Origin of the sequence: Marinobacter azerbaijanicus (genome assembly GCF_030250645.1) — a bacterium.
In the GTDB taxonomy this organism is placed as follows: domain Bacteria; phylum Pseudomonadota; class Gammaproteobacteria; order Pseudomonadales; family Oleiphilaceae; genus Marinobacter; species Marinobacter azerbaijanicus.
Map to the genome: position 1 here is coordinate 1 of NZ_JASSVS010000003.1, position 25278 is coordinate 25278.

Annotated in this window: 22 protein-coding genes; 13 read left to right on the plus strand and 9 right to left on the minus strand. The window is 57.5% G+C overall.

Features of this window, described 5'->3' with window-relative positions:
* The first annotated feature begins 15 nt into the window (after positions 1–15).
* The 3 genes from QPM17_RS06450 (at position 16) to QPM17_RS06460 (ending at position 1898) form a co-directional block, all read left to right on the plus strand.
* Complete coding sequence (locus tag QPM17_RS06450) at positions 16–633, plus strand: hypothetical protein (RefSeq protein ID WP_285389785.1); 618 nt, start codon at positions 16–18, stop codon at positions 631–633.
* Positions 634–739: 106 nt separating this feature from the next.
* Positions 740–1090 (plus strand): hypothetical protein, encoded by a 351-nt coding sequence (locus QPM17_RS06455; protein WP_285389787.1) that lies wholly within the window; start codon positions 740–742, stop codon positions 1088–1090.
* Between the two features lie 394 nt (positions 1091–1484).
* Positions 1485–1898, plus strand: coding sequence for a PaaI family thioesterase (locus tag QPM17_RS06460; protein WP_285389789.1), 414 nt, complete (start codon positions 1485–1487; stop codon positions 1896–1898).
* A 79-nt stretch (positions 1899–1977) separates the two neighbouring features.
* On the opposite strand, the gene QPM17_RS06465 is transcribed toward QPM17_RS06460, so the two are convergent.
* Entirely contained in the window at positions 1978–3018 is a 1041-nt protein-coding gene (locus tag QPM17_RS06465) for a M14 family metallopeptidase (RefSeq protein ID WP_285389790.1), read from the minus strand.
* On the minus strand, positions 3015–4499 hold the full coding sequence (locus QPM17_RS06470; RefSeq protein WP_285389792.1) for a glutamate-cysteine ligase family protein: 1485 nt from the start codon (positions 4497–4499) through the stop codon (positions 3015–3017). The genes QPM17_RS06465 and QPM17_RS06470 overlap by 4 nt, the downstream gene beginning before the upstream one ends.
* A gap of 190 nt (positions 4500–4689) precedes the next feature.
* On the opposite strand from QPM17_RS06470, the gene QPM17_RS06475 reads away from it, so the two are divergent.
* Together QPM17_RS06475 and QPM17_RS06480 are read left to right on the plus strand one after the other, a co-directional pair.
* Positions 4690–5658, plus strand: a complete 969-nt coding sequence (locus tag QPM17_RS06475) for an Acg family FMN-binding oxidoreductase (RefSeq protein ID WP_285389793.1) — start codon at positions 4690–4692, stop codon at positions 5656–5658.
* 64 nt (positions 5659–5722) lie between these two features.
* Entirely contained in the window at positions 5723–6013 is a 291-nt protein-coding gene (locus tag QPM17_RS06480; protein ID WP_285389794.1) for a YkgJ family cysteine cluster protein, read from the plus strand.
* A 46-nt stretch (positions 6014–6059) separates the two neighbouring features.
* Here the strand turns inward: QPM17_RS06480 and QPM17_RS06485 are convergent, their stop codons facing one another.
* Positions 6060–7712, minus strand: coding sequence for a tetratricopeptide repeat protein (locus QPM17_RS06485; protein ID WP_285389795.1), 1653 nt, complete (start codon positions 7710–7712; stop codon positions 6060–6062).
* 298 nt (positions 7713–8010) lie between these two features.
* On the opposite strand from QPM17_RS06485, the gene QPM17_RS06490 reads away from it, so the two are divergent.
* The 4 genes from QPM17_RS06490 (at position 8011) to QPM17_RS06505 (ending at position 12027) form a co-directional block, all read left to right on the plus strand.
* Positions 8011–8844 (plus strand): class I SAM-dependent methyltransferase, encoded by an 834-nt coding sequence (locus tag QPM17_RS06490; protein WP_285389796.1) that lies wholly within the window; start codon positions 8011–8013, stop codon positions 8842–8844.
* Between the two features lie 139 nt (positions 8845–8983).
* A complete protein-coding gene (locus QPM17_RS06495; protein WP_285389797.1) occupies positions 8984–10510 on the plus strand; it encodes a flavin-containing monooxygenase in 1527 nt (508 codons plus the stop codon).
* A 94-nt stretch (positions 10511–10604) separates the two neighbouring features.
* On the plus strand, positions 10605–11525 hold the full coding sequence (locus QPM17_RS06500) for a lysophospholipid acyltransferase family protein (RefSeq protein WP_285389798.1): 921 nt from the start codon (positions 10605–10607) through the stop codon (positions 11523–11525).
* A 46-nt stretch (positions 11526–11571) separates the two neighbouring features.
* Positions 11572–12027, plus strand: coding sequence for a DUF302 domain-containing protein (locus QPM17_RS06505; protein WP_285389800.1), 456 nt, complete (start codon positions 11572–11574; stop codon positions 12025–12027).
* Positions 12028–12063: 36 nt separating this feature from the next.
* Here the strand turns inward: QPM17_RS06505 and dsbG are convergent, their stop codons facing one another.
* From dsbG to QPM17_RS06535, 6 genes are all read right to left on the minus strand, one after another.
* The gene (gene dsbG / locus QPM17_RS06510; RefSeq protein ID WP_285389801.1) at positions 12064–12840 is read right to left on the minus strand and encodes a thiol:disulfide interchange protein DsbG; all 777 of its coding nucleotides are present in this window, start codon (positions 12838–12840) and stop codon (positions 12064–12066) included.
* Positions 12837–13688, minus strand: coding sequence for a TlpA disulfide reductase family protein (locus QPM17_RS06515; protein WP_285389802.1), 852 nt, complete (start codon positions 13686–13688; stop codon positions 12837–12839). The genes dsbG and QPM17_RS06515 overlap by 4 nt, the downstream gene beginning before the upstream one ends.
* Positions 13689–13780: 92 nt before the next feature.
* Complete coding sequence (locus QPM17_RS06520) at positions 13781–15097, minus strand: tetratricopeptide repeat protein (protein ID WP_285389803.1); 1317 nt, start codon at positions 15095–15097, stop codon at positions 13781–13783.
* A 100-nt stretch (positions 15098–15197) separates the two neighbouring features.
* On the minus strand, positions 15198–15659 hold the full coding sequence (locus QPM17_RS06525; RefSeq protein WP_285389805.1) for a hypothetical protein: 462 nt from the start codon (positions 15657–15659) through the stop codon (positions 15198–15200).
* On the minus strand, positions 15656–16339 hold the full coding sequence (locus QPM17_RS06530; RefSeq protein ID WP_285389807.1) for an anti-sigma factor family protein: 684 nt from the start codon (positions 16337–16339) through the stop codon (positions 15656–15658). Before QPM17_RS06530 ends, QPM17_RS06525 begins: the two co-directional genes overlap by 4 nt.
* 13 nt (positions 16340–16352) lie before the next feature.
* The gene (locus QPM17_RS06535) at positions 16353–16931 is read right to left on the minus strand and encodes an RNA polymerase sigma factor (protein WP_285389809.1); all 579 of its coding nucleotides are present in this window, start codon (positions 16929–16931) and stop codon (positions 16353–16355) included.
* 291 nt (positions 16932–17222) lie between these two features.
* On the opposite strand from QPM17_RS06535, the gene QPM17_RS06540 reads away from it, so the two are divergent.
* The 4 genes from QPM17_RS06540 to QPM17_RS06555 all read left to right on the plus strand — a co-directional run bounded on the left by QPM17_RS06540 (position 17223) and on the right by QPM17_RS06555 (position 25209).
* The gene (locus tag QPM17_RS06540; RefSeq protein ID WP_285389811.1) at positions 17223–20192 is read left to right on the plus strand and encodes a hypothetical protein; all 2970 of its coding nucleotides are present in this window, start codon (positions 17223–17225) and stop codon (positions 20190–20192) included.
* A gap of 130 nt (positions 20193–20322) precedes the next feature.
* Entirely contained in the window at positions 20323–22212 is a 1890-nt protein-coding gene (locus QPM17_RS06545; RefSeq protein WP_285389812.1) for a DUF1302 domain-containing protein, read from the plus strand.
* A gap of 29 nt (positions 22213–22241) precedes the next feature.
* Entirely contained in the window at positions 22242–23603 is a 1362-nt protein-coding gene (locus tag QPM17_RS06550; protein WP_285389814.1) for a DUF1329 domain-containing protein, read from the plus strand.
* Positions 23604–23883: 280 nt separating this feature from the next.
* The gene (locus QPM17_RS06555) at positions 23884–25209 is read left to right on the plus strand and encodes a DEAD/DEAH box helicase (RefSeq protein WP_285389816.1); all 1326 of its coding nucleotides are present in this window, start codon (positions 23884–23886) and stop codon (positions 25207–25209) included.
* The last annotated feature ends 69 nt before the right edge of the window (positions 25210–25278 follow it).

Consider the following 25278-nt stretch of genomic DNA (forward strand, 5'->3'; position numbering starts at 1 on the left):
TCCACTAGAAAATAAGTGGACACTATCCTGACGGCAGCAGCGCCAGGCTCAAGATGGGATTACCGGCCGCTTACGGTTATGAGTCGTAATTTGCTGATTATTTTTACATTATTTCTGGTTCAAGGCTGTGCGCAGCTAAGCACCCCAAAAGAAACCGGTATTGCTGTAGGAAATCTTATCGACGAGTTGCAAATTGCGGTAAATCAGATTGGCGAAGAAACAAAGGGTAGTTCATTGCCGCCGTTGAAATTAGCCACGGTAACGTTTGCGACCACATTGGAGAAGGATACGGGCGGAGGGGCCAACTTGATGCTAGCGGCGAAAGGGAGCCGTCAATCAGAAGAGTCGAATTCTATCGAGTTAGAATTAGTCCCAGATCCAAATCCAACCAAGACCCTCGGCCGCTCTTCAGGAAATGAGATAGCAGATTATGTCGTGGCAGCCGTGCGGGCGGTAGACAAAAAAGCATTTCTAAGACTCAACAAACTGACAGTAGAAGCTGGACTAACTGTAACAAAGAACGCTCAGGGTGGTATTGAAGTAGAACTTGCAGGTATCTCTGTCGATGGGACACATAGGCAAAGCTGGTCGGATGGTCACCGCTTAAAGTTAGTGTTTTCTACGGCAGAGTAGAAAGTTATAACAAGATCAGTCACGGCGACGTCTACTAAGTTCTGGTTTCGCCGTCATTACGGTGTCGCGCGTGTTGAGCGGCATTGATATGAGTAAGGAGCTTTGAATGGAATGGGTTAAGTTATTTGGCGAACTAGTTTTATCTTGGCCAGTCGTAGCTTTAGTGTTCATAGTTGTGTTTCATCAGCCACTACTCAAGGTCCTAGACCGGTTTGGCAACGGCTCTGATAGCGAAGCTGAGATCGGGCCAATAAAGATTCGTTTGGGGAAGATTGCCGATGAGGGTGAAAGTGCTGTAAATCAGTTGAATCGAATAAATCATGTTATGGCAGAGAGCCGGTTGCTAGAACTTGAGATTACATCAGGAGCCTTCCGTCAGATGTTTACTCCAGAGCAGCAGGAAAGAATGGAAAAACAAATCAATGAGCTTCGTGAACTGACAGAGCCCAGTCGTTAACAAGTAATTCCAGTAGAGTCTGGCCGGACCCACTGAATACGCACATTAGCTTTTCAGAAGGTGACCCGCCAATGAACATCACGATCAGAAGAGAGCAAGAACGGGATGCATCCTCGATCCATCGTGTCACAGAGGCGGCGTTCGCTACCGCTGAACACGCTTCGGGGACCGAAGCACAAATTGTTGAAGCTCTCCGAGCCGCAGGTGCACTGACCATTTCACTTGTTGCAGAATGCAATGGCGAGGTCATTAGGCACGTCGCGGTATCACCTGTCCGAATGTCGGATGGCTCGGAGGGGTGGTTCAGTCACGTTTCATGAAGCATTCGCGGCAGAGAGTTAGCCAGGTGCGTCACACGGCTGCCTTGGCTTCATAGCAGAAAAAGGTGCAAACAGTGAGTGATTTGTTCGAGTTTGGTAAAGGGGTATTGGCGAGCCAGCCATTCAGTGTCTTGCTTGGCACTGAACTTGAAGTGTTTGAACCGGGCACGGCTGTTCTTACGCTTGTTGTGCGTGAAGAGCTGAAGCAACAGCATGGTTTTGTTCATGGTGGCGTTCTCAGTTACCTGGCGGATAACGCATTGACCTATGCGGGTGGCTCGGTGCTGGGGGATTCGGTTACCTCCGAGTACAAGATCAATTACCTTCGCCCGGCTATTGGCAGGAAACTGGTGGCGAAAGCCACGGTTCTGTCGTCGGGAAAGAATCAGGCGGTCTGTCAGTGTAACGTTGTTGCGATTGGCGATGATGGGGAGCGCATGGTAGCTGTTGCCCAGGGTACGATTATCAAGGCTGGTACGAAGGTATAACCATACCAGTCACGGCAAGCGTTAAAGCCCAGGAACCGAGTCGTGGCTCCGGGCATCCCGGCCTGTTGCTCTTCGGGTTCTAGAAAATGGGGTCGCCCGTTGCCTTGACCGCATAGAACAGGCAGTCACTCTTCGCAATAACCGGGTTGGTGGTAATCATAAAGGCTTTGAGGGCCTGGGCGGGGTAGATCTGGCCACCCTCGACGCGAAGAACCTGCTCCATGTTCTCGGCCCGGTTGTGGCTGATCGCTTTGAGTATGCCAAGGCCTTTTTTTCCAACCCATCCCAGAGGCTCATCCGGGGAAACGATCCCGAAATTGCGGCGTTCGATGTCGGGCGGGAACGTGAGGTCAGCCTGCCCGCTGGGCTCAAGCCGGTATTCTATGGTGGCTTCCGGCGCCAGCTCCACCCGAATCGGGTTTCGCAGTACGGCGACGTCCCACTCCGCTTTTTCCAGTGACAACACGTCGGGTCTTGAGGTGTACCGAACGAGTCCCTCGTACGCCAGTTGATGAGCCTGGTCATCCTGGGCCCCACCACACTCGATGGTGACCGTGGGCACCTCCTGTTCCGAGTATTCCATCAGCGCCCCCAGACGAAGGTCTGTCATTATGAGGCGGTCGGTGTAGAGCGAGGTCAGCGCCTGATGTTCGGCGTCATTGGTGATGGTCACCGCGAAGGCCGGGCCTGTACCAGAGGTGTTGTGCACGTCCAGCAGGCATTCAGGTTGCGCTTTATAAAGCTCTGCCAGCATGGCTTCGGCGATGGCTCCTTCTTCCCCCTCGAATGGTTCTTTGAAACACCGGTTGAGGTCGAGCCCATCGGGCAGCTGGCGAAATGAAAACGCCGGGGGAATCTTCGCGGGATAGACGCCTCCGAGCAGAAACAGCATGTTGACCTCGGGCGTGTGTTGCTCCAGTAGCCACCGGTGAAGCGCAAACAGACCCGAAGGCTCGTTGCCGTGTATGAGCGTTGCCATGGCTCGGGTACGGGAGCGATCGCGACCGGCAACATGAACCACTGTGGGTTTGTTCAGCCGGTCCAGCCACTCCAGGGGTGAGCGACCCAGGGTCTGGGGTGAGGGGTCATTCAGATAATCGAGTAGGTTCGCGTTGCTCACGGTGACAGTGTCCATTCATGCAGCGGGAGGTTCTTCTTCTGGTTGGCCATGTAAAGGGACAGCATACTGTGGAAGGCCTCATCTGGGCTCAGGGACCTGAATAGAGACTCGGTGATGTGGCGCTGCCAGCGGGCGCCCGTGATGGCGTTTTCAATGCGGCCCTCGATGATGCCCAGCAGGCGGTGAATTTCCGCCTCGTCCACGGCTGTTCGTTTCAATGCTTCCCGGGCACGCGGCAGCAGCTCACGGGCGACGGTCAGCAGGGGCGTATCCTGTAGCTGAACCTGATCCCTGTGCGGCCAGATGATGTCTGCACCGATACCATACTTGGCGGCGCGGTAGAAATTGTGTTCGGTGTAATGGAAAGGGAGTATCGACGTCAGATCACCGATGTCATCGAGCACGGCCAACGCGGCCCCGATCACGAACAGTCCGTTGGCACACATATCAACGGCCGTCGGGCCTGCCGGCATGGAGCGAATCTCGATGCGCAGATGACCACCCTCTGCGTGGTCATAGATGGCCCGGTTCCAGGGCCAGGTGGTGCCCTGATGCAGGCGCAGCTCGGCGAGTTTCGGCACGTCCCCATGGTCAATCACGGCCATGGGGTCTTCGTCCGACATCACCGGAATAATGGGGGGATACAGTGATGCGGAAGCCGCAAACAGCTCCCAGGCGCTGCGTGCCCAGCCGTTGCCATAATAGACCCTTGGCGGATGGCGCCAGGTTTTATGATTGGGGGAGCGGCTGTCGATGGATTGCTTGAACAGGGCAATACGGGTTTCGTCCCAGAGATGGTGGCCAAACAGGCTGGGCGAATTGCTGGCCAGAGCCAGTACAATCGGCGTGACCAGCTGGACGGCGTTGAAATAATCGGCAAAACGATGGGCAGGGACGCGCCAGTGCAGCTGGAACGAGGTATTGGCCCCTTCCATATACACGTCGTCGGCCTCCAGATCGATGACGTCGTTGCCACCGATATGGATGCTGAATGGCTCGCCCCGTTGCTTGAGCAGAGCGTTGGACAGGGCATGGTAGCGGGGTACGTCTGTCATCGCCTCTGCCCCCATATCGGACTGGCGAAGAGTGGGCAGAATGCCGATCGGTACCAGTTCGCCATCCAGTGCTGCGGCGTGCCGGTTGATTCGTCGGATGGCAGCGAGCAGCTCCTGCTCGGTTCTGGCAAAAGGATTCCCCCTGAAAGCCTGGGGGCTGAGGTTGTATTCGAGATTGAAGCGGTTGAGCTCAACCGTCAGCTGAGGGTCCTGAACGCGAGAGGCGATGCCTGTGTTGATAGGTTGAACCCGCAGGTCAGGGTTGACGATGTAGAACTCGACCTCGGCGCCAATGGAACTCTCTCCCTCACCAAAGCCGGGCCGGTTCAGAAGACGAGTGAGTGCTTTAAGGTCCGTCCGCACCTTGGCGGCAAAATGTTCAAACTCTTCCGCCGAGAATTCGGTTTTTTCGATCGAGAGTCCCACGGTAACGTCGTCTCTTGTGCCAACCTACCTTGATAGTAGTGGAAGATGCGCCCGATAACAGTAACCTGCTCCCCCGCCTGTCGTCGATAAAGAATCAAGCGGTCTGTTAGTGTAATGTTTTTGAGATTTGAGAGGATGAGCGCATAGTTGCTGATGCTCAGGTGTCTTTACGTAAGGGGAGGGAGCCATCATGAATCCGGAGATCACGTCGATTACGCAGGAACAGATCAGGTCATTATTGAGCTATGCCGTCCTGGCGCCCTCAAGTCACAACACGCAGCCATGGCGTTTTGAGATTACGGATGGCGCAGTCTCCGTGTTCGCCGACAGAACGCGAGCCCTTGCTGCCAATGATCCGGATGATAGAGAGCTCACTATCAGCTGTGGCTGCGCCCTGATGAATCTGCGCGTGGCGGCGGCCCACGAAGGGATTGGTGTGGCTGTGGATACCACACCCGATTCCGGTGATGATGACCTGCTGGCTGTGGTTTCATTCTTCAAGGAAGATTCCGCATCCGCGGACGAGTCCGGGCTGTTTGAATCTATCGAGGGGCGCCGTACCTATCGAAAGCGTTTTGCATCGAAAGACGTACCGACTGCGGTTCTCGATTCACTGGGTGCGACGGCCGCTGAAGAAGGCTCCTGGCTCGAAGTCATCGATTCGGAGGAGGATCGTCAGAAGGTGGCTGAGCTTGTTTCAGAGGGCGATTCCGTTCAGTGGTCAAACCCCAGTTGGCGTAGAGAGCTTGCGGCATGGATGCATCCTCGCCGTCGCGGCGACGGGCTGACTGTACCTGGCATCGTTGCGCCCATTGCACAGGTTGTTGTGCGCACTTTCGACATGGGCAATGGCGTCGGAGCAAAGGACAAGCAACTGGCCGACGAATCCCCTGTACTGGCTGTTCTTGGCACCTCTGGTGACAACGTGGCGGATTGGTTAGCAGCGGGCCAGGCACTGGAGAAGGTATTGCTGTCTGCACACGCTCAGGGTCTGCAAGCGTCCTATCTGAATCAACCCATTCAGGTCGCTTCATTACGGCCCAAACTTCAAAACCTCCTGGGCCAACAAGGGTTTCCGCAGATCCTGCTCAGGCTGGGATTTCCGGAAGACGACATCGACGCGGCGCCACGTCGCCGTCTTGATGAAGTGCTTGAATGAGCGTGGATCTGGCCAGCCACTTAACCAAGCCGTTTCACTCAGACAACCAAAGCGTCCTTTTGCCATGACGATTCCCGTTAAAAATGTCACGGAACCTGAAGTCTCCTGTTCAAATTGTCAGGCCTGTTGTTGCCGCCTGGAAGTCATGATTATTTCGGACACAGGTGTTCCCGCGCGGCATATTGCTGTGGATGAATGGGGCGGCGAAACCATGTTGCGGCTGGAGGATGGCTGGTGCTCTGCAATAGACCGGGACACCTTCATGTGTACGATTTATGAGAACCGGCCCTGGATCTGTCGGGAATTTGAAATGGGGTCCGATGAATGTCTCGATGAACGGGCAGAGTTCATGTGAATTCCCTATAACCGGATATGGCAGAACGCGGTGTTTCTGAAGCCTGTCAGAACCGTGAGTCGGTAAGAACCAGATCAGCATGTTGCCAGGCGTCCCGAAAGCGCCGTTGTACCTCTTCGGCCTCATTGACATTCCCCTGCTGCCGAAGCGCCTTCATCAGCCCGAACAGCGACCAGCCATTCTCCGGGAACTCCTGCAGGTTTTGCCGGTACACCTTCTCCGCACGACCGGGCTGGCCGGCTTTTAGTAATACAGCGCCAAGGGCCTGGCGCGTCGGATAGTGCCAGCTTGGAGGCTCGTCGTAGTTCAGCGCATCTTCCCGCTTTACCGCCTGCTCAAGTTTGTTGATGGCAACGTCAAACTTCCGCTCGCTTGCGGCGATTTCTCCGGCAAGCGAGTGGGAGGCAATTTCCAGAATGTGTCGGCTCTTGTTGATGTCCCAGACCGTTACCCACTTGAGACGGGGATCAGCCCGCAGCTGATCGAGTCGTGCCAGTTCGGCCCGGGCGGCTTTGTGATTGCCCTGGCGTGCATAGGCCATGCCCCTGGCATAGTGGTAAACCGCACGGGGGTAGACCAGGTCTTCCGCCGGCTCTCCGAAATTCAGTATCCGGTCCCACTTGCCAAACCGGACGTAGGCGTAAACCGGTGTTATCCAGTAGTGCTGAAGCGTGGTCAGCGGGCGCTGGCGCATGGTTTCGGTGTCGACCATGTCAGCCATTTCCTGTGCCAGGCGGATTGCCAGCTCACTGCGTCCTTCAAACGTGGCTGTGGACCAGCCGAAGTGGTAGTTGTGGGGCACGTAACCCAGCCGGTACACACTGTGGGGGTCCACCTTTTCCAGGTAATGTTGGTCGGCCTCGATGGCATCAAGATTGGATTGCGTGGCCTTGTGGTAACGGCCCACTCGGATGTATATGTGAGCTGGCATGTGTACCAGGTGGCCGGCAGCGGGCACCAGGTCCTCAAGGCGCCTGGCGGCGTCCAGCCCCCGGGCCGGATCACCGGCCTCCACGGTGTGAATAAGCAGATGATTTGCATGAGGATGTTCGGGCTTACGCTGCAGGACGCTGTCCAGGGTTTTGAGAACCGTTACGGTTTGCGCCTTGGGCTCGCCGTTCTCCTGCCAGTAATCCCACGGCGTCAGGTCCATTAGTGATTCGGCGTGGATTACCTGGGCGTCGAGATCATCGGGGTAGTCTGCGGCAACCTGCCCCATGGCCCTGGCAAAGGCTTCATCCCGAGAAGATCGGTCCTCCAGGGCCTCGGGCCCATAGCGGTTCGCAAGAGCGGTGATATAGGCCTGCTCACGGGCACTGACGTCGCTTGCTGCGGCGCGGGCTTTTTGCAGCAATTCCCAGGCCTTGGTAGCGTTCTCCGGGTTCATGGCGGTGTTTATGTTGGGGCCCAGCACCCAGGCGGCGCCCCACCAGGCCATGGCGGCATCCGGGTCCAGCTCGGCGGCCTGCAGGAAGGACCGGTGAGCTTCGGGGTGGTTAAAACCAAAGGCCAGCACCAGACCCTGGTCAAAATAACGTTGCGCCAACTCGGAGTCGGTGGTGATGGGGTGATGGTGATCGCCCAGCCCTTCAAATAGTGGCGCGCGACTGGCGTCGCTCTGGGCTGGTGCATTCAGGGATACGGTAAGGAAAATCACTGCTATCACTGCTATCAGTGCTATTACTTTGGTCGTTTTCATGAGTCCCTCCTTTCAGGCAGGGCCTGAACAGGCATGTTGGACAACATTGACGTGCCGGGAGATAAACACCGGTAAACGGGCGCGTTCGCAAGGGTACCGCCACCAAAACAACCAAACCTCCAACAACCCTTCAGCCTAGTAGCTATAGGTAGACGTTGCAAAACGTGAAGATTGTATGAGGGAGTCGCGAAGGGTTCAGCTCTGGACTGGATACACCAAGCCCTGTTTGCCATAGTAGTTTCTGGGGCTTCCGGCCCCGTCTCCCAATCTCTTACAACAACGTTGGTTGAGGAGGTTCATGATGACTGCTGCGCAGAACACCACTCAACATCCCATACGTCCCCACAACGAGGCGCCCTCCGCGATCTGGTCAAGCGGCGGTGCCGCCTATGATGAAGTCAGCCGTGGAATTCTTGATGCCATTGAGCATGCTATCAACAGGCTGGAGCCCAGCAAGCAGATGCGCATACTCGACCTCGCCACGGGTACAGGCTGGGCTGCGCGTCGGCTCTCTGCGCTGGGTTACGATGTCACTGCTGTCGATTTCGCGCCGGAGATGCTGGCGGCGGGGCGTCATCTGGCTGATCAGCGTCGGCTGGATATTCCCTTTGTGAAGGGTGACGCGGAGGCGCTGCATTTTGATGATGACAAATTCGATGCGCTCATCTCCACGTTCGGGGTGATGTTTACCCAGCGGCCTGAGGATGCTGCAGCTGAAATGGCTCGGGTTGTGCGCCCGGGAGGTCGGCTGGTACTGGCTGTCTGGACGCCGGACAGCAGCGTCTTCGAGATGTTCAAGGTGATAAAACGCTATATGCCGGAGCCTGAAGGTGAACCGCCGCCATCGCCCTTTGCCTGGGGGGATACGGGGCAGTTGCAGGCATGGCTCGGCGATGCCTTTGAACTGGGTTTTGAGCGGGGTACTTCCTATTACCGGGAGCCCGATCCCAAAGCTGCCTGGCGTACGTTTGTTGAGGGTTACGGCCCTGTTCGCACGCTGGCCGGTAAGCTGGATGCCGACCGCCGAAAGCAGTTTGAGTCGGATTTTGTGGCTTTCCACGAACAGTTCAGGGACGAGCTTGGGGTGACGGTGCCACGTGATTATCTGATTGTGCGTGGAACCCGGCACTAACCACTGGCCGAAGCGGCGCAGGATTAGTCGCTTCGGGCCAATTTCCACTTTTCCTGTCATGGGCTATTCTCAAACCACTGGTGTGGTGCGCCACACTAAAAATCGAATAAAAACAACGACAGTCGCGGCAAGGGTGGTTATGAGCAAGCAGCATGTAGACGTACTGATTATCGGGGCCGGTGTATCTGGTATTGGTATGGCCTGTCACCTCAAGCGGGAGTGCCCGGGCAAGTCTTTTACCATTCTCGAGCGCCGGGAGTCCCTCGGTGGTACCTGGGATCTGTTCCGCTATCCCGGCATCCGGTCCGACTCGGACATGTACACCTTCGGCTATAACTTTCGTCCCTGGACCAGTGGCAAGGTGCTGGCGGACGGCCCTTCCATCAAGCAGTACGTGAGTGAAACCGCGTCAGAAAACGATATCGAAAAGCACATCCGCTATGGTATCGCAGTGATGCGTGCTGAATGGTCCGGCGCTGACAAGTGCTGGACGCTGACGGCGGTGAAAGAGGCCACTGGCGAAACCCTCACCTTCACCGCCAGCTTCATGATTGGCTGCACGGGTTATTACAATTATGACGCCGGTTACAAGCCGGACTTCCCCGGTGAGGACCGTTTCAAGGGCCAGATTGTGCACCCCCAGCACTGGCCGGAACATCTGAACTACGCCGGCAAGCGCGTGGTGGTTATTGGCAGCGGTGCCACGGCCATTACGCTGGTGCCTACCATGGCGGAAGAAGCTGAACACGTCACCATGCTGCAGCGTTCGCCCTCCTATCTGATGCCGTTGCCTTCGAACGACAAGGTGGCGATGTTCTTCCAGAAAATGCTGCCCGCCAAGTCAGCCTATCGCCTGACCCGCGCGCGGAATGTGGCCGTTGCCCGTTTCCTGTACAACCGCTCGCGCAAGAATCCGGGAATCATGCGTCGGCTGATGTTGGGCCTGGTGCGCCGGCAATTGGATGGCAAGGCCGACATGAGCCACTTCTCCCCCAGCTACAATCCCTGGGACCAGCGCCTGTGTGTGGTCAAGGATGGGGATCTGTTCGGGGCCATCCGTGCCGGCAAGGCGTCGGTTGTGACGGATCATATCGAGAGCTTCACGGAGCAGGGCATCCGCCTTAAATCCGGGGAGGAGCTGGCGGCTGATATCATCATTCCGGCCACCGGGCTGGATATCCAGATGCTCGGGGGCATGGACCTGGTGGTTGATGGCCAGCCCGTGGTTCTGCGGGACAAGATCATTTACAAGAACGTGATGGTCGAAGGTGTGCCCAACGCCGGCATGATTTTCGGTTATACCAATATTTCCTGGACCCTGAAAGTGGATATTGCCGCGGAGTACCTGTGCCGTCTGCTGAACTATATGGATGCCCATGGCAATCGCGTCTGTGTGCCCAGGGATACCGGCGACAGCCGTGGTGAGGGCACGGTGATGGGCGGGCTGGACTCAGGGTACATTCGCCGTGCGGATGATCGCCTGCCGCGCCAGGGTACCCATGGCCCCTGGAAGGTCACCCAGAATTACATGGCCGACGTGAAAACGCTGAGGTTTGCTCCAATTGAAGACGGGTATCTGGAATTTGACGGCATTCGGCCGGTGGAAAAAGCAGGGGCCCAGACCGGTTGCCTGCGGCCGCTGAAATCCGCCCTGTTTGGCTCCTGAGGCCCGGGTTAACACCGCCCGGTCACATTTGGAAGTACACTTTGCCCGCTTTCTATGGCAGGCTCGTTGCTCGTATTCGAACAGGCAAAGATGTATGTCCGGCAGTAAGAACAACAGCAAAAGGCCCTTGTGGCACCCCGCATTCTGGCCCTCGTGGCTTCTGGTATTCACGCTGTATTTGCTATCCCTGTTGCCGATGACGGCCAAGCAACGCCTTGGCCGTCGGCTGGGCTATGTCCTGGAGCGCAAACTGAAGTCCAGGTCCCGTGTGGCCCATACCAACCTTGCCACCTGTTTTCCAGAACTCGACGAAGCGGCCCGTGAACAGCTGGTACGCGACAATTTCGTGGCCTGTACCCGTGGCTTTCTGGAAAGCATCCACGCCTGGTGGCGGGATATGTCGGGGTATTGCGAGGAGGCTGAAGTACATGGGCTGGAGCATCTGAGAGAAGCCCAGGCGAGGGGCAAAGGCGTGCTCCTGATTGGCGGGCACTACAGCATTTTCGATTTTGCGTTGCCGCTGATTGCCTGCCACCTGAAGAATCCGGGTTACATGTACCGCCCCAACAACAATCCGGTTATTGATCGTATGATCGAAAACGGGCGCCGGCGCCATTTCGGAATCCGGCCCTTTACCAAGCGCGAGCTGCGGCCGCTGGTGTCCTTCCTGAAGAAAGGCGGGGAAGTCTGGTTTGCCTGCGATCAGGATTTCGGCAAGAAGACCGAGCTTTTCGTGCCGTTCTTCGGGACAGACGCCGGGTGTATCACCTCTCCCAGCTACATTGCCAAGGTCTCCGGGGCGTCGGTCATTTGTGTGAGCCATCTGCGCATGCCGGACGGGAGATACCGGGTGACATTCTCACCCATTCAGGAGGAATTCGGCGCAGACAGGCAGAAAGATACCGAAATCTGGAGCCGCTACATTGAAGACACCATCCGAGAACAGCCAGACCAGTATCTGTGGCTGCATAAACGCTTCAAGACCCGCCCCGAAGGCGCTGAAAAGGTCTACTAGGAGCCTGCTATGCTGTAGGCACGGTTTCAAACAGGAGGAGACACTGATGTTTTCCATATTCAGGCGCCTGGCAGCCATTGCCCTGCTGGCACTTCCCCTCTCTGTGCTGGCTGCAGAGGGTATGGTGACGGTTAAGAGCAGCCACAGTGCGGAGGCGACGGCGGACAAGCTGGAATCGGTGCTGATAGAAAAGGGCATGACGGTCATGAACCGTATCAACCATACCCAGGGTGCCGAAAAGGCCGGGTTGGAATTACGGCCTACGGAGGTGGTGATCTTTGGCAACCCCAAGGTGGGCACGCCATTAATGCAATGCGCCCAGAGTGTTGCTATTGATCTGCCGCAGAAAGCGCTGATCTGGGAAGACAGCGACGGCACTGTCTGGCTGGGCTACAACGACCCCGAATACCTGAAGCAGCGCCACAATATTGAGGGCTGTGACGAGGTTATCGAGAAAGTGAAGGGTGCGCTGGCGGGCTTCGCCAAAGCGGCCACAGAATGAGTCCCGCCGCCTGAGATGACGGGACGTTTGTCGTGATCAGGGACGAGGCCCCATCATGCGCTCCAGTGCCTGTGGGTTGGGAAGGCCCTGTACCATGGTGATCTTCCCGTCTTCTCCCCTGTAGAGCGTGCTGGGTGTTGCCTGCAAGCCCAGTTCCTGCATCAGTTTGTTGTTGGCTTTTACCTCGAGATGAGCGGCGCTCACGCGCTCGCGGTCTACCTCAATACCGCCCTGTGCGAAGGAAGCCTGATGCTCATGCATCGCTTCTTCGGGGTTTTCGCTGCCGAGAATGGTGGCTGCCTTGGTCAGGCTGTCTTCTTTGAGAATGCCTACCATGATATGGCGTAGCTGTACCTTGCCCGCTTCAACCCAGGGCTGGGCCTGCTTGTGGAAGCGATTGCAATAAGGGCAGTTGGGATCGGTAAAGGTATAGATGACAGTATCCGCATCCTCGGAACCTTCCCGCACCCAGTGGCTGTCCTGAATGTCCGACCATGCTTTTTCGAACTTCGGGCCCGTCAGCAGCTCATCGATCCTGGCCTTGCTGAGGTTGTTACCTTCCTTGTCCATCAATGTGCCAATGATGACGTGATCGCCATCGGGCGTCAGATAAAAAGCCAGGGAACGCCCCTGCATTTCGCCAACGTAGCCGGTCATACCGCCGGGTGCTTCAAAGCTTTCGACAACCTCCACGCCCCGTTCCTCGAGTTTCTGTATGGCTTGCGGGCGGTCTTCGGCCTGAACACTGGCCGCAATAACAGCGGTGGAAAGCAGTGCGCCTTGCAGTAAGCGTTTTAGTGGGGGCAGGGTCATCGGGATGTTACCTCCTTCGATGGTGATGGTTCGAGATGGCTGGCATCGAAGCGTTCAAGGCCCCGGGCCAGGCTGGCGCTGGATAACTCACCCATGTGGCTGTCCACCAGTTTGCCATTGGCGTTATAGAACAGCGTTGTAGGCAGGCCCTGACTGCCGGTGGCGCGGCCGAAACCGCCCTGGCGATCGCTGAGTACGTGTTCCAGGTTCAGGTTCTGCTCGTTGAGAAACTGTTTGATGGTCTGAGGGTGCTCACCCTGGTTGGCAAAGACAAAGTTGACGTCCGGGTAGCGGCCCTGGGCCTCTTCCAGCACCGGCATCTCGCGAATGCAGGGCGGGCACCAGGTTGCCCAGAGGTTGACCACCGTGGGCTGTCCCTGCGCCAGAGTGTCGAGGTTGACGGGTTGCTCGTTGAGGTCTGTCAGGGCCACCTGGGGCAGGCCCTGGGTCTGCTCGTCGATCAGGGTAATCACACCGGCGGTAAAACCCCAGGTCAAAAGGCCAGAGGCGACGGCGTATCCCAGTGGCCGCCGGATGTTGCTGCGCCGCCATAGCAGGTAGCCGGTGAACAGCAGCGCCACTGCCAGGCCGGACACCACGTCAAAGCCGCCGTCGCGAATGTCGATCATGCCCAGCCAGTCGTCCTGATAGTGTTCAAAGTAACGGGCCACAAAGCCGATTCGCGCGCCCACCATGGCGGCGAGGAAAATATCGGCCAGGGCGCCGGATATCGGCAGGCGTTCCTTGCGGCCGGCTATTGCGCCAACAACCAGGGCCACGATAAAAGCCAGCACCAGCAACAGATGGCCGACGGAAAGGCTGAAAGGACCAACGCCTACACTGAGCATGACTTCTCCGGTCAGCGGGTGGATTTTTTGATGGCAGTATGGCGCCTAGTGACCGGTAATGCGGACGGGAGTTCCATCTTTCTGTATCGGGGCTAGAATCCGACGGTAACACTGGCCGTCGCAGTGTGGCGATCATAACTGTAGCGATCAATGTTGCTGTCGTTGTCTGTCCGGTCTAGCTCCACGCTGAAAGAGGTACGGTCAGAGAAGCGGTAGGTTGTGCCCACGGAGAGGGTGTAGCGCTTGTCTTCGCGTTGTATCGTGAGAAGCCCTTCGGGAATGCGCAGCTGGTGAGGTGTGCGGTAGTAACTGAGCCGGAAACCGGCGCCAGCTTCCAGGGTCAGGCTGTCGGTGAGGGCATACCCCAGGCTTGCATCAATGTCGTGTCGTTCCGGCGAAACACTGAAGAATTCGTTCTCTGTCTCCAGGTTGTCACGATCATTGTATTCAGCGCGATACTTCAGTTTTGCGGACCAGTCTCCGGGCCGGATGAGGTATTGGGCGTCAAGTCGGTACATCTGGCCCCGATAGGCGTCGAATTCGGACTCGGGGAATACCTGGGTCGCCTCGGCTTTGACCTGGCACCGTGAGCCGGGTCCGGGGCAGTGGCGGGTGGTAATGCCGGCCATCAGTCTGGCCCTGCGTTCACGGGAGCGCCGGTCGCGCCAGATATAGTCACCGCCAACCCCCACGTGCACCTGCCCGGGCGAGGTTCTCTGTACCCACCTGGCTTCAGCCTGGGCTACCTGCAAATCAAACGAATGTTCAGAAGGGTATTGACGCGAAAAGAACTTGAGATCCGAGCGAAGCCCGGAGGCGCTATCCCCGTAAAGGTAATAGGAGGTGGCGGCGAGTGCCTCGATAAAACCGCTGTCCAGCTTTTTCGGGGCAGTATCCGGAAACAGTGCGACATTGTCCTCATAACCGCCACCCACGGATACCAGGCCCGCCCAGCGTTTTCTGGCCGCCGTGCGGTCTGTTTTCGGGTCAAGGCGTTCGAGCTGCCGGCGGGCGAGGGTGATCAGGTTTTCATCCGGGTCAGACGCAAGTACTTCTCTGAAGGCTTCTTCCGCTTCGCGCCGGTTTTCCCGTGCCAGTGCCGTCAGGCCGATATTGTAGTAGGCCAGTGCTTTTTGCCGGGTGGGGATGAGTTGTCGAAAGGTCTGTTCAGCCTTGTCGTATAACCCCAGCCTGTAATAGACAACACCAAGGTTGTAGCTGAGCGAGCGGGAGCTCAGCCCCTGCGCGGCTGCAGACTCGAGATAGCGGCGTGCCCTGTCCAGTTCACCGTCGTTGAAAGCCTGAATGCCGGCACGGAAGTGGGCTTTTGCTTCTGGTGTCTGGCCCTGAACACTGGCACTCAACAGCGCCACACAAACGGCCAGGGCTACTGGCAGAAAACTGCGCAAATACTCTCTCCGGAATAGTCTGAACTCGATCTCAGAGTATAACAGTCATTGGACAGGCGAGCGCCAGTCCGGAGGGAAGTATCTGTGACGTCTGTATCTCCTACAGTTCGGTGTCTTCCAGATTCAGCGTTTCATCGTCGAGCAGGTCCAGGTCTGTATCGTCTGTACCCGGCAGCTCCAGCCCCGGGTCCTCGAGGCCCGGCAGGTCCAGCTCGGGATCATCTTCGATAAGCTCACCAGGCAACTCGATGCCAAGGGCATCTCGTGACTCCCGTGACTGCTCGGAGAGGCTATCTTCAATGTCCAGCATGTCTTCCCGGGATTCAGCCGCAAAATCTTCCAGATCTGTCTGCATGTCGCCGAACTCATCTGCCGCAGCAGGTGTATCCGCGAACTCCGGAAGTTCAAGTTGCTGTACGAAGGAATCGTCCAGTTCCTGATCATCGGTAACCATTCGCATGGTTACATCAAGATCATCCTGGGCATGGGAGAGCGTGGGTACTGCAAGCAGCACACTGAAGATGGCCGGAGCGAGCCAGCGGATACGGATATTTCTGATCATGATGAGGGCTCCGTGTTTCCTTGAATAGCGGTACTGAAGGTCTTGCGCCGGGTGCCATCATCCAGGTGAGCGACCAGTTCGCCCGACCCCGGAAACAGTACGTTTATGGGTAAAGCCAATACGTTATCGCCTTCCTTGAGATCAACTGTCCAGCTGATGGTCTGGCGGCCCGGGAATGGCACCAACTCTGCATTTGGCGGCAATTCCAGAGTGAGAGTTACGTTTTCCATGGCCCGGCGGGAATTGAATGCCAGCCTGACGGTCTTCACCTCAGGGGCACTGCGGGTTTGGGGTGCCGGGTCTGTCATTTCCGCGGCGGGTGTTTCAGCGAGGTCGTTGCCGGGAAGCTCCGGGTCCGAAGGGCCAATCTGCATGCCTATGAAAATGCCGAGGGCGAGCACGGCTGCAACGGCCGAAGCCCATAGCGGTGCCTGGGGCAAACCGGACTTGCGGGGCGCATTGCCAGACAGCGCCATTGCCCGGATTCGGGATTCGAAGTCATCATTTGGTGCGGGAATGGTCTGGGCCATGATGCCTTTCTGCAGACGTCGTTCATCCTCCCATAGTTCTGAGCAGTCCGGGCATCTGGATGCATGGGCTTGCAGGGCGTCCTGTTCATCCGGCGGAAGTTCGCCGCGAACCAGGCTGTCGACCCTTTGATGGAACTGACGACACGTCATGGCATTCACCTCTTCATCCCTCACGTTGTTGCCTTTCGAAAGGTTCCAGTTGTTTTTTCAGTCGTTCGCGCATGAATGCCCTGCACCGGTGCAGTCGCGATTTTATCGTGCCCACCGGCACATCCAGAACGATGGCAATATCTTCCTGGCGCCAGCCATCGGCGTCGTGAAGCAGCAGCAGGGTTCTCTGATCCGGCGGCAGCGTGCTGAGTAGCCGCCTTACGGTATCGTCGATGCGTGTCTGGTCGATGCCGGTAGAGGCATCAGGGCTCGCTTCACCAAGGGATTCCATGAAGGAGGTCTGATTCTCAGCGGTCACCAGAGTACTGGCACTGATTTCCCTCTGGCTGGACTGCTTGCGGGTGAGATCAACAAAGTGGCGATACAGAACCCGGTTAAGCCAGGGCTGGGGCTGTTGCACGTTTTCCAGTTCGTCCAGCCGGGGATACAGTTTGACGATGACGTCCTGGACCAGATCTTCGGCATCCTGTTGCTGGCCAGTCAACCGGTAGGCGAAGTTATACATGCCTCTCATGTAGGGCAGGACCAGCCGGTCAAAACGCTTTGAGGGCGATGTTCGAAACGGGAGCAAAGCCAATCTGTTTCCTCGGTATGTGGTCGGCGCTGGTTGTGTAGGCGCCCGGTCCTCAGGCCTTTGTGTTCGGTGTAATGGCAACGGATTGCCAAGTGTTGAACATACCATCCTTCTCTGTCTCTGTTCGAGACAAATTTCGCGTTGCAAGAACCAGTTAGGCCCTGCCTTCGGGCAGTTTCCCGAAGCGGCGGAAAAATTTTTGGAACCACCGCAATTAGACTTCCGTGTTAGGCCGAAAGACACAGGACGTGTTCCGAAATACAAAAAAACGAACCGAGGTATGCAAGTATGTTCACTCGCCAAGCATCGCTACTGACGTTGGCCTTTGCGGCAGTCGGCCTGACGGGCTGTCTTGATAGCAGCAGCCAGACCACGAAAAACGCGAACCCGGAATACACGATTACCAATCCGGGGCTGGAACGTGGTACTCACCCGCTTTTTGATCCGCTGAAAACCGAATTCCCCATTCCCAGCGATTCGCTCTTTTTCCTGAGTGAAACCGACGACGGCACCATGCTCAATGGCAGTGACCCGGCAAATCCGGTGACTACCGGCATCGGTTTTCTTGATGGCAATTCCGTTCTCGCTCCGATCGACATAAAGATCAGCGCCAGCATCGACAGCCAGCAGACGCTGGATGCCCGTGACTTCATTGCGGTGGAAGGTGAGGTTATTCCCAATCCCGATCAGAATGTTTTCCTGATTCCCCTGGAATACGCCAGTGGCGACAGCCTGCGACAGGCTGCCGGTGAGGTTGCGGGAATTACGCCCGCAAACCGCTACCGCAGAGCGCTGGCACTGGAAGAAAGTGGAAACACCGCCGAAGCCGACGCCATCTTCGAATCCTTGCTCGAGGAGAAATTCCGGGTAGAGCTGCTGGATATTGATGGCGGGCAGAACAACATGATCCGGGTGCTGCCACTTCAGCCCCTGGCGTCGAAAACCCGGTATGCACTTGCAGTGACCAACGATATTGTTGACTCGGCGGGTGAGCCGCTGGTGGGAGCTCCCACCTACCAGTCCGTGGCTGACCCGGACGTGATACTCGCGAACGTAGCTTTCGAGCCATTCCGCGAAGCCTTGCTGCCGGCCCGCCGGCTGGTTTCGGACTACTTCGATTTCAAGCGGGAAACCGATGCAGCAGCCGGGTTTTCGGCTTCCTTCGATGATGTGGTTTTCTCCACCACCATCACCACTACGGCGGTTGATGACATACTGTTGGCGAATGCCGCTCCGGTAACCTTCTTCCGCTCCAGCCTGCGCATTCAGGCGCGCCAGCAGGGGCTGGATCAGCTGACCGGCGGGTTCTACAACCTGACCCAGCAGCCCCTGGGCGAGTCGGCAACCCCTGAACAGCAGAGTATCAACGACGAAATCTTTACGATTCTGACCGACACCGGGTTCCGCCTCTACGATGCCGAGCTTGCAGAGCTGCTCAATGATGCGAAGGCCGGTGGTGTGGCCGTTGGTTACGGGGATATTGTCGATGACAGCCAGGCTGATCGACGGGTGGCCTTTGCCCTGCAGGTGGCGACGGCGCTGGCTGTTGATAACGTGACGGATCAGGAAACCGAGGCCCAGGCGCTTGCGACCGCGGCAGAGGACGTGCTTGATACTCCCAAGCCGCGCACCGTACGCATTTTCAACCAGCGTGACGGTGGCGATGTAAACCCCGCACTGGCCCAGGAAGTGGCGGGCACCCCACTGAATATTCACGTGTACGAAGGTGAAATTTCCCTGCCGTACTACCAGGGCATTCCCGAGGAAGGCGATGGCTCGGCCATACAGTCGGCCAACTGGACTGCGGCGGATTTCAGTGGCAATGAATCCCTCAACGCAGCCCCCTCTGAGCGCATTACCTACCGCTTTCCGTTTGCGGCAAAAACCGGCGAAACCAAGGTGCCGGTGGTCGTAGCGGCTCCGGATACGAACCAGACGCTGTTTGCCGGTCGAGGCCCCTATCCCGTCATCATCTACCAGCACGCTCTGACAACGGACCGGTCAGCAATTCTGCCGCTGGCAACCGCCGCGGGCTTGTCCTGCGCCGACCCGGGTAACAGTTTCGACTGTTTTGTGACCATCGGTATCGACCAGCCTCTGCATGGTATCTTTGATGAAGGCATTGTGGGTCTGAACCCGATTACTACGCAGGCCGGCGCTTCGGCTGATGCGACTGAGCGCCATTTCGGCTTTGCAGCCAACGATGCGATGAGTGCGGTCCCCGCCCCAGAGCTGGAGTCGCCTGAGTCCGGAGGTCTGTTCCTCAATTTCACGAATTACGCCAATACCCTGGATAACATGCGCCAGGGCACACTGGACCTGCTCAACGTTAATGCGTCACTGCAGGCCATTGAAGACGCCATTGACGCCTGTCAGGCGGCTGGCGACTGTGCGCAGTCTCTGAACATTGATCCGTCCAGGGTCTACTTCCTGAGTCATTCCCTGAGTGGCATGGGTGGGGCAGCCTTTCCTCCGGTCAACAATGCCGCTGTCGAGGCTGGAAACAGCAACCTGAATTCTGTGCAGGCTTCCAACCTGCTCAACACCGGTGGCCAGTTCACCCGTCTGTTTGAGAACTCGCAGTCACTGGCGCCACAACTGCTGCCGGGGCTGGATGCGGCGTCCGATGGCCTGTTGGCTCAGGGACGCACGGAGCTCAACATCTACTTCAACGTTTTCCAGGGCCTGCTGGATTCTGCAGACCCGGTGGCCTACGCCGGTTTCTATCGGGATACCAACACCCTGCTGACCGAGATTGCAGGCGTGGAGGGTGACCCGGACCGTCCAACCGACGACACCATCCCCAATTCGGCCGACGCATTGCTGTACCCCATCGGGCCGCTTGAAACCACGGTTCCGGAGACCGGGTTCGTGATCAGCAGTGAGAACGCACCGCTTGCCGGTACTGATCCCATGGCTGCTGGCATGGGCGCGATGTCCACGCCACTGGCAACCGGCCTCCCTGCCATTACCCGTTACCTGGAAGGCTCCCATGGCAACCCCATCTCTGCAGGCCAGAAGAGCGCGGATGCTTTCTCCTCGCGGGCTGTTTTTGACGAGATGATTGCCCAGATGCTTGAGCTTTTCACTGATGGAACGGTGTCGGTGACCAATCCCTGTGTGGTCAAGGATGCGGACACCTCGGGTACGGATTGTTCCGCCGAAGGCAATACCGATGCGGGCGATGAACCCGATAGCGGTGGAGACGACGGTAGTGGAGATGGTGATGGTGGTCTGTTGGACGGCGGACTTCTCTAAAGCGCCCGGAACCTGAAAACAGCGTCGCCGGCTCCCGGCGGCGCATTCCCGATCAAACCTCAATTATCGATGGCGTAAAAATCCATCCTCGGGGATGGCTGCGCCTTCAGAAAATGTGGAGTCACGACCAATGACAACAACAAGCATGCATCGCAAGCGTCTGGCACTGGCTGTCAGTGCCCTTATCTCCGCGACACCGGCCATGGCCTTTGATTTCGAGATCTACGAAATTGATGCCTCGTTTTCCACCACCCTGACGGCGGGTATTGCCTACCGCCTTCAGGATCAGGACAAGGACCTGATCTCACAGGGTAACCTGGGGCCGGAATTCGCGTTCAGTAATACCGGTGCTTCCTCGAACAACTTCGACGACGGCAACCTGAACTTCGAGAAGAATGAGCCCTACTCCCAGATACTGCGGGGGCGTAGTGAACTGTTCCTGGATTACAGGCCGGACAGCGATACTCTGACGCGGGTCGGGGCCCTGGTGCGTGGTACTTATTACTACGACTATGAACTGAAGGACAACCCCCGTGCCGTAGACCCCGTCGGCCAGCGTCGTGAACTGAATGATGAAGCCAAGGACAATGCGTCAGGCGTCGATCTGCTGGACGCCTATGTCTTCACAGACTGGTTTTTCGGCAATACCCCGGTATCGGTCCGTTACGGCCGTCAGGTGGTCAACTGGGGTGAGAGCACATTCATCCTTGGCGGTATCAACACCGTCAACCCCATCGATGTTCCCGCGTTCCGTGCCCCGGGTGCGGAACTGAAAGACGTACTGTTGCCGGTCGAGATGCTGTATACGTCGGTTGGTTTGACCCCTGAAATCACCATGGAAGCGTTCGTCCAGACCGAATGGGAAAGCTTCAGGATTGACGACTGCGGTACCTATTTCTCGTCCGCGGATGTGGCGGCGGATGGCTGTGGCCCGGTACTTCTGGCGGGCCAGGTGCCTGATTCCCAGGCTTTGGAAGAGGGCTTCGTTTCTCCGCGTCTCGGTGACAAGGAACCCGGGGACAAAGACCAGTTTGGCGCGGCTCTGCGCTGGTATCTGACGGATCTGGGGGCGGAGCTTGGGTTCTATTACACCCGTTACCACAGCCGCCTGCCGTACATCAGCGGGGTGGTCAACAACCCTTCGGATCCAACCGCGACCCAGAAAAGCGACCCCAACCTGCCCAACTCAAGGTTCCCGAGCTACTTCATCGAGTACCCGGGGGACATTGATCTTTATGGCGTCAGTTTCAACACTACCCTGCCAACGGGCACGTCGCTGGGTGCTGAGTACAGCTTCCGGCCCAACATGCCCATCCAGTGGAACACGTTTGAACTGATCTACGGCGGGCTGCAACAGCGGGGTCCGGATGGCCAGGTCATCAGCAACCTGGAGCAACGTCAGCGCGAGAACAACCCGGACTTCAATTATGCCGGCAAGGCCGTTGACGGCTATGACCGTTACAACGTCTCCCAGGCCCAGGCAACCTTCATTCACTTTATTGACCGTGTGATGGGGGCTGCCCGCTTCATCATCGTTGGTGAGGTTGGCGCCACCTATGTCCACGATCTGCCCAGCACCTCGGAAGCCCGCTACGGCCGCTCTGGTATCTATGGCGTGGGGCCGGTGCCGCTGGAAGGCGAAAGCTTCACCGGTGATTTCTGCAGTCAGGGCACTGACAGTGACCCGCGGCTGAACATCAATCCCACCAATTGTGGCGGTGATGGTTTTACCACCTCATTCTCCTGGGGCTATCGCACGCTGTTTGTCTGGGATTACCCGGATGCGGTGGCTGGCGTGAATCTGCGTCCCAAGCTTTTCCTTACCCACGACGTTAAAGGATATGCGCCGGACCCGGGCGGCAATTTCAGTGAAGGCAACAAGTCTGTCGGCCTGGCCATCGAGGCTGAATACCAGAACGCCTACAAGGCCAGCCTAAGTTACACCAACTACTTCGGCGGTGATTACAACGTAATCAACGACCGGGATTTCGTGTCTGCATCAGTTTCCTACTCATTCTGATCAGCTTTCTGATAATCAAGGAGCAATCGATGATTAACCACAAGAACCTGCTTTACAGCGCACTGGCCGTTTCAATGTTGTACTCCGCGTCAGCGGGCGCGGCAGTGTCGGCCGAGGAGGCCGCCAAACTGGGTGACACACTGACCCCGGTTGGGGCAGAGATGTCCGGCAATGGTGATGAAATTCCTGCCTGGGACGGAGGGCTGCTTGAGGCGCCAGCCGGTTACAAGGGGGATGGCCGTTATGTGGACCCATTTCCCGATGACAAGGAACTGTTCCGGATCGACCAGAGCAATGTGGACCAGTATTCGGAAAAGCTGACCCCGGGTCAGGTTGCGATGATCAGGACGTATGATGACTATTTTATGCCGGTCTACCAGACCCGGCGGACGGCTACCTATCCTGCCGAGGTGCTGGAAAAAACCAAGGCCAACGCAACGGAAGTAGAGCTGGTGGAGAGCGGGAATGGCCTCAGGAACTACAAAACGGCGACCCCTTTCCCCATTCCGCAGAACGGTCTTGAGGTGATTTTCAACCACATTACCCGTTATCGTGGCGGGTCTTTTACCCGTAATGTGTCTCAGGTGACGCCCCAGCCCAATGGGGATTTCAGCCCCGTCCGGTTTACCGAGTCGTTCACCGAACGGGTGGCGCTGCAAGATTACGAGCCGGGTGAGGACGACAACGTGATGTTCTACTTCAAGCAGGCCATTACCGCACCGTCCCGCCTTGCGGGCAATGTCCTGCTGGTTCACGAAACCATTAACCAGGTGAAGGAACCACGCCGGGCGTGGCTGTATAACTCCGGGCAGCGCAGGGTGCGCAGGGCGCCGAATGTTGCCTATGACGGCCCGGGTACCGCCGCGGATGGCCAGCGTACGTCAGACAACCTCGACCTGTACAACGGCGCGCCGGACCGCTACAACTGGGAGCTCAAAGGCAAGAAAGAACTCTATATCCCCTACAACTCCTACCGTCTGGCGAGTGAAGACCTGAGCTATGACGACATCATCAAGCCCGGGCATATTGACCAGAGCCTTGCCCGCTATGAGCTGCATCGGGTATGGCACGTAACCGCCACCCTCAAGGACGGCGAGCGGCACGTATACGCCAAACGGGACTTCTATATTGACGAGGATACCTGGCAGATAGCCGTGGTTGACCACTACGATGGCCGCGGTAATCTCTGGCGTGTTGCCGAAGCTCATGCCATGCAGATCTACGACGCCAATATTCCGGCCTATGCCTTCGAGACGCTCTATGATCTGCTGTCTGGCCGCTATCTGGTGATGGGGCTGACCAACGAGGAGAGCAATCCCTACAATTATGGCACCGAGCGCCATTCAAGGGAGTACACGCCCGCTGCCCTGCGCAGGGATGGCGTACGCTGATTGCCAATCTACCAACCCTGCCCTTCGGGGCAGGGTGTGGTTGTACCCTATAGCTATTCCCAGAACACTCTGTTAGTGTGCTCACCATCCTGCCTCTAGGGATTTCCGCAGTTCAAGGCTTCAAGCCCGTGCGAACCATCCATACGACCTGTCAGAGGACGTCACCCCGTTAATGGTGCGTGACCGTAGTCGTCTTTTATCCCATGAATTTTCATGGCATCTGCCCGCATTCGCCGAGAACGGTGTTCGTGGAGGCAGAATAATCAAGAGTTGATCCAATATGAGTTTTTCTTCACTCGGTCTGTCCGAGCAACTGGTCCGTGCTACTACCGACCAGGGTTACGAAACCCCGTCTCCCATTCAGGCCAAGGCCATTCCCGCGGTACTTTCCGGCAGGGATGTAATGGCTGCTGCCCAGACCGGTACCGGTAAAACCGCAGGTTTCACCCTGCCATTGCTGCAACGCCTGGCGGAAAATCCCCGCACCGGCAAGGGGCCGCGAGTACTGATCCTGGCGCCCACCCGCGAGCTGGCGGCGCAGGTACACGACAGTGTGGCCCTGTACAGCAAGTACATGCCCACAAAATCCGCCGTGGTTTTCGGTGGCGTGAAAATCAATCCGCAGATGATGAAGCTGCGCAAGGGCCTGGACGTGCTGGTGGCCACACCCGGTCGTCTGATGGACCTGTACCAGCAGAACGCTGTGCGCTTCAACGAAGTGGAAATCCTGGTTCTGGACGAAGCCGACCGCATGCTGGACATGGGCTTCATCCGCGACATCCGCAAGATTCTTGCGCTGTTGCCGGCCAAGCGTCAGAACCTGCTGTTCTCAGCCACCTTCTCCAAAGAAATCCGTACGCTGGCAGAGGGCTTGCTGGATAATCCGGTTCAGGTGGAAGTAGCGGCCCGTAATACGGCTGCCGAGAGCATCGTTCAGTCTGTCTACCCGGTAGACCAGAGCCAGAAAACCGCCCTGCTGAGCAAGCTGGTGCGTGATAACGCCTGGGAACAGGTGCTGGTGTTTACCCGTACCAAACATGGCGCCAACCGACTGACCCAGAAGCTGGAGCGCGACGGTATTACCGCTGCCGCCATCCATGGCAACAAGTCGCAGGGTGCCCGCACCCGTGCCCTGGCCGATTTCAAACAGGGTGAAGTCCGCGTGCTGGTGGCTACCGACATCGCGGCCCGTGGCCTCGACATCAAACAGCTGCCCCAGGTGGTGAACTTCGAGCTGCCCAACGTGCCGGAAGACTATGTGCACCGCATTGGCCGTACCGGTCGTGCCGGTGAGAGTGGTCACGCGCTTTCGCTGGTCAGTGCCGATGAGGGTTCGATGCTGGCGGGTATCGAAAGGCTGCTCAAGAAACAGCTGCCGCGTAAATCGGTGGAAGGCTTTGAGCCTACAAACAACCTGCCGCTGAAACCCAAGGGCAAGCCGGATCCAAGCCGTGCCCGCAATCGCAACGGTAACGGTGGTGGCAATGGCAAGCCGGCCGGTAATGGCCGCAGTTTCGGTGGTAAGCCGGGTGGTCGCAGTGGTGGCCGCAGCCAGAGTGGCAACGGCGGCCAGGCAAGGCGTTCACCCCAGCGTGAAAGTGCCTGATCGGGTTCCCTGAATAAAAAAGCGGGGCCAGAAGGCCCCGCTGGAAAACGTACCTTCCGGCAGTCCGAG

Bases quoted from the DNA above. Each gene is read 5' to 3' on its own strand.
- QPM17_RS06455 (WP_285389787.1), top strand. From the start codon at position 740: ATGGAATGGGTTAAGTTATTTGGCGAACTAGTTTTATCTTGGCCAGTC.
- QPM17_RS06475 (WP_285389793.1), top strand. From the start codon at position 4,690: ATGAATCCGGAGATCACGTCGATTACGCAGGAACAGATCAGGTCATTA.
- QPM17_RS06480 (WP_285389794.1), top strand. From the start codon at position 5,723: ATGACGATTCCCGTTAAAAATGTCACGGAACCTGAAGTCTCCTGTTCA.
- QPM17_RS06485 (WP_285389795.1), bottom strand. From the start codon at position 7,712: ATGAAAACGACCAAAGTAATAGCACTGATAGCAGTGATAGCAGTGATT.
- QPM17_RS06490 (WP_285389796.1), top strand. From the start codon at position 8,011: ATGATGACTGCTGCGCAGAACACCACTCAACATCCCATACGTCCCCAC.
- QPM17_RS06495 (WP_285389797.1), top strand. From the start codon at position 8,984: ATGAGCAAGCAGCATGTAGACGTACTGATTATCGGGGCCGGTGTATCT.
- QPM17_RS06500 (WP_285389798.1), top strand. From the start codon at position 10,605: ATGTCCGGCAGTAAGAACAACAGCAAAAGGCCCTTGTGGCACCCCGCA.
- QPM17_RS06505 (WP_285389800.1), top strand. From the start codon at position 11,572: ATGTTTTCCATATTCAGGCGCCTGGCAGCCATTGCCCTGCTGGCACTT.
- dsbG (WP_285389801.1), bottom strand. From the start codon at position 12,840: ATGACCCTGCCCCCACTAAAACGCTTACTGCAAGGCGCACTGCTTTCC.
- QPM17_RS06515 (WP_285389802.1), bottom strand. From the start codon at position 13,688: ATGCTCAGTGTAGGCGTTGGTCCTTTCAGCCTTTCCGTCGGCCATCTG.
- QPM17_RS06525 (WP_285389805.1), bottom strand. From the start codon at position 15,659: ATGATCAGAAATATCCGTATCCGCTGGCTCGCTCCGGCCATCTTCAGT.
- QPM17_RS06530 (WP_285389807.1), bottom strand. From the start codon at position 16,339: ATGACGTGTCGTCAGTTCCATCAAAGGGTCGACAGCCTGGTTCGCGGC.
- QPM17_RS06540 (WP_285389811.1), top strand. From the start codon at position 17,223: ATGTTCACTCGCCAAGCATCGCTACTGACGTTGGCCTTTGCGGCAGTC.
- QPM17_RS06545 (WP_285389812.1), top strand. From the start codon at position 20,323: ATGACAACAACAAGCATGCATCGCAAGCGTCTGGCACTGGCTGTCAGT.
- QPM17_RS06550 (WP_285389814.1), top strand. From the start codon at position 22,242: ATGATTAACCACAAGAACCTGCTTTACAGCGCACTGGCCGTTTCAATG.
- QPM17_RS06555 (WP_285389816.1), top strand. From the start codon at position 23,884: ATGAGTTTTTCTTCACTCGGTCTGTCCGAGCAACTGGTCCGTGCTACT.